At 50.0% G+C, this 2836-nt stretch carries 3 protein-coding genes; 1 reads left to right on the top strand and 2 read right to left on the bottom strand.

What is annotated here, in order from left to right:
* Positions 1–491: 491 nt before the first annotated feature.
* Together OXH16_18645 and OXH16_18650 are read right to left on the bottom strand one after the other, a co-directional pair.
* Entirely contained in the window at positions 492–1271 is a 780-nt protein-coding gene (locus OXH16_18645; GenBank protein ID MCY3683422.1) for a hypothetical protein, read from the bottom strand.
* A 143-nt stretch (positions 1272–1414) separates the two neighbouring features.
* Entirely contained in the window at positions 1415–2182 is a 768-nt protein-coding gene (locus tag OXH16_18650; GenBank protein ID MCY3683423.1) for a 3-ketoacyl-ACP reductase, read from the bottom strand.
* Positions 2183–2274: 92 nt separating this feature from the next.
* Here OXH16_18650 and OXH16_18655 point away from each other — a divergent pair.
* Positions 2275–2836 (top strand): MBL fold metallo-hydrolase (locus OXH16_18655; protein MCY3683424.1); only part of this gene is annotated, 562 nt, incomplete at its 3' end.

Consider the following 2836-nt stretch of genomic DNA (forward strand, 5'->3'; position numbering starts at 1 on the left):
GTGTTGTTGTTTTAACAATGGTATTGTTTTGGTCTGGTCATATTGCGAGAGAGACCTATTCTCATTTTTCCATGCTTGTATTCTGGCACAGAGTAGTTGATTATACAGAATACGACATTCGTCAATATGCGCCAGCAAGATTTGTTCTTGCTTTTTGGTCGGACGCAATCTGTATTTGAATGACTTAACCATAATAAAAATATATATTTATGTGCTGTTTGTGTCAAGTTGAAAATAGAATAAATCTTGTTGATGAAGTGCTGGCGCACTTGTACACCGCTCCACAGCCGCCGATAGTCCCTTGAGGACTATCCCATAGGCTAAAGCCGCCCCATAAATTCTATGCGCTTCGCCTGCGACCCAACGCTAAAGCTCTCTGCGAGTGGGTTTTACGCGCATTTCTGATAACCCGATAAAAAAATCCCCCATCGCGTATTATTGCGATGGGGGATTGATTTTTGGATTGGGGTTTAGGTGGACTGACCGCTTTCTCAAACTTTCCCTTGCTCGAGCAACTTGAGGAAGGTCTCGTCTTCGCCCAGGTAGCGTTTGTTGCACAGGTCGCAATCGAGGCAGGAGCGTTCATAGCAATTTTTGTGAATGCGAATGGGGTATTGCTTTTGGAAGGCTTCATTGCATTTGTTTGAACAGAAAACAAAGCGCTCCTGGGTGGTACCGAAGGCCGCATAGACAATGATATTCTCATCACCATCATCTTCGAGCGCTTTTTCGCACCAGCTACATATTCCCGTTTCTTCTTTTGCGCGGGATTCGCGTTTGCGCTGGATTTCTTCGGCGGTCCATGCAAATTCGATGTATTCGACATTTTCTTTTGGGACTTTGGCGCGAACAACACCATTTGTGATGCCGAGTACAAAGTCGCCTTTGGTGTCGAATGTGGTGCCGCATTCGATGGTGCGTCCACTTTGCAGATGGATGTGAGATTGGCCTTCTTCGGGCGAGATGAATGAAAACCAACCGCAACTGGAACACACAGTTGTAAAGAGAAATTGCCGCAGTGTTTTGTGGCCACAGGAAGGACAGTGGCCCTCTTGCATGAGTCTCAGGTCGCGCAGGGAGGCTCTGGCGGCTTCTCTTACGGTTTCATTAACTTCGTCAAGGGCTTCGTCGAGATCATCTTGATCCTCTTGTGCGAGGAGGTCCATGGCTTCCTGAACGTGCTCGTCTTGCCCTTCGATGTGGATTTGTCTTTCTTTTGTTGTACCATTGTCTGGTTCGTCGTCATTTTTAGTAAAAAAGCGTTTCAGCATTTGGGTCCTCACTTGAAAGCGTTAGGGTGGTGTTTTATACACCTGGCATACCTTATTTATAAGGTAGGATATAAGGGCAAATATGTCAACCTCGTACCCTGGAAAATCAAAGGTAAATTGAGGGATATGAATTGGATACTAAATCAGAGTCGGTGCATGTGGAATCCCCCGTCAACCGGGATTGCTGCGCCGGTTGTGAAGTCGAGATAGCCGAGCCCAATGGCGGCTACTGCTTTGCCGATGTCTTCGGGTTGTCCCCACCTGCGGATGGGGGTTAGTCCATCGGCTATCAGGTGGTCGTATTTTTCTTTTACGGGTCCTGTCATGTCGGTCTGGATGATTCCCGGCTGGATTTCATTGACGGGGATGCCGTGTTCTGCGAGCCGGTCGGCAAATAGGCGCGTCATCATGCTCAGGCCAGCTTTTGAGACGCAGTATTCGCCGCGCGCTGTTGAAGAGGTGTATGCCGATATGGAGGTGATGACAACGATGCGCGGTGTTTGTATTTTTCCTTGTTGTTTGAGTGCGATCATGTGGTTTGCCGCGTATTGGGTCAAAAAGTAGGGTCCTTTGAGGTTGGTGTTCATGACGTTTTCATAGCTTTCCGGCGTGGCTTCGAGGATGTCGGCGCGAACGCGGGGGGCAATGCCGGCGTTGTTGACGAGCATGTCGAGGCGGCCAAAGGCGTCAAGTGTGGTATCTACGAGGCGTTTGCCGTCTTCTGTGCGGGTTATGTCGCCCTGACAAATGTGGACGTTTTGCCCGCGTTCTCGAATCCCTGTTGCGGTTTCTTCTGCTGCTGCCTGATTGCCCGCGTAGTTGACGAGGATGTCGTAGCCCGCGTCTGCAAGGCAGAATGCTATGCCTCTGCCTATGCCTCTGCTGGATCCGGTGACGAGTGCTGCTGGCATGATTCCTCCTGTTTTTGGTTGCGAATATTTTTTATGGGGATAAGATAAGATATATAGGGTTAAGTGCGAAGTGCAAAGTTGGAGGTGTGAGTATGGCGATTGTAGATTATAGACAAAGTGGTGGTTGCGATGTGTGGATTTTATCTGCCGGGTATGTGAGGATGGATGGCGGCGCGATGTTTGGGGTTGTGCCCCGGCCGCTGTGGGAAAGGTGTTATCCGCCCGATGAGCGCAATCGCATTGGGTTGACGATGAATTGTTTGCTTGTGAGAGGGCAAGGGGAGGTCGTGCTGATTGAGACCGGGTTTGGGGGTAAGGTGACGGAGAAACTGAGGGAGATTTACGCGCTTGATGAGTCGGATGGTCTCCTGTCGTCTTTGGAGACGTTGGGGATCGCGCCCGAGGAGATTACGCGGGTTGTGTTGACGCATTTGCACCAGGATCATGCTGGCGGGTGTACGGTGCAAGAGGGTGGTGAATATGTGCCCGCTTTTCCAAATGCGACTTATTATGTGCGAAGGGGAGAATGGGAGGATGCAGAGAATGCCGATGGGCAGACGGTCAATGGGTATCGATACGACGAGGTGATGAGGCCGTTGTCACCTCCGAAAGCATTGTCTTCGCTGTACCCGGAGGGCCTTCGATATAGATGTG

The organism is Gemmatimonadota bacterium, from assembly GCA_026705765.1.
GTDB lineage: Bacteria > Latescibacterota > UBA2968 > UBA2968 > UBA2968 > VXRD01.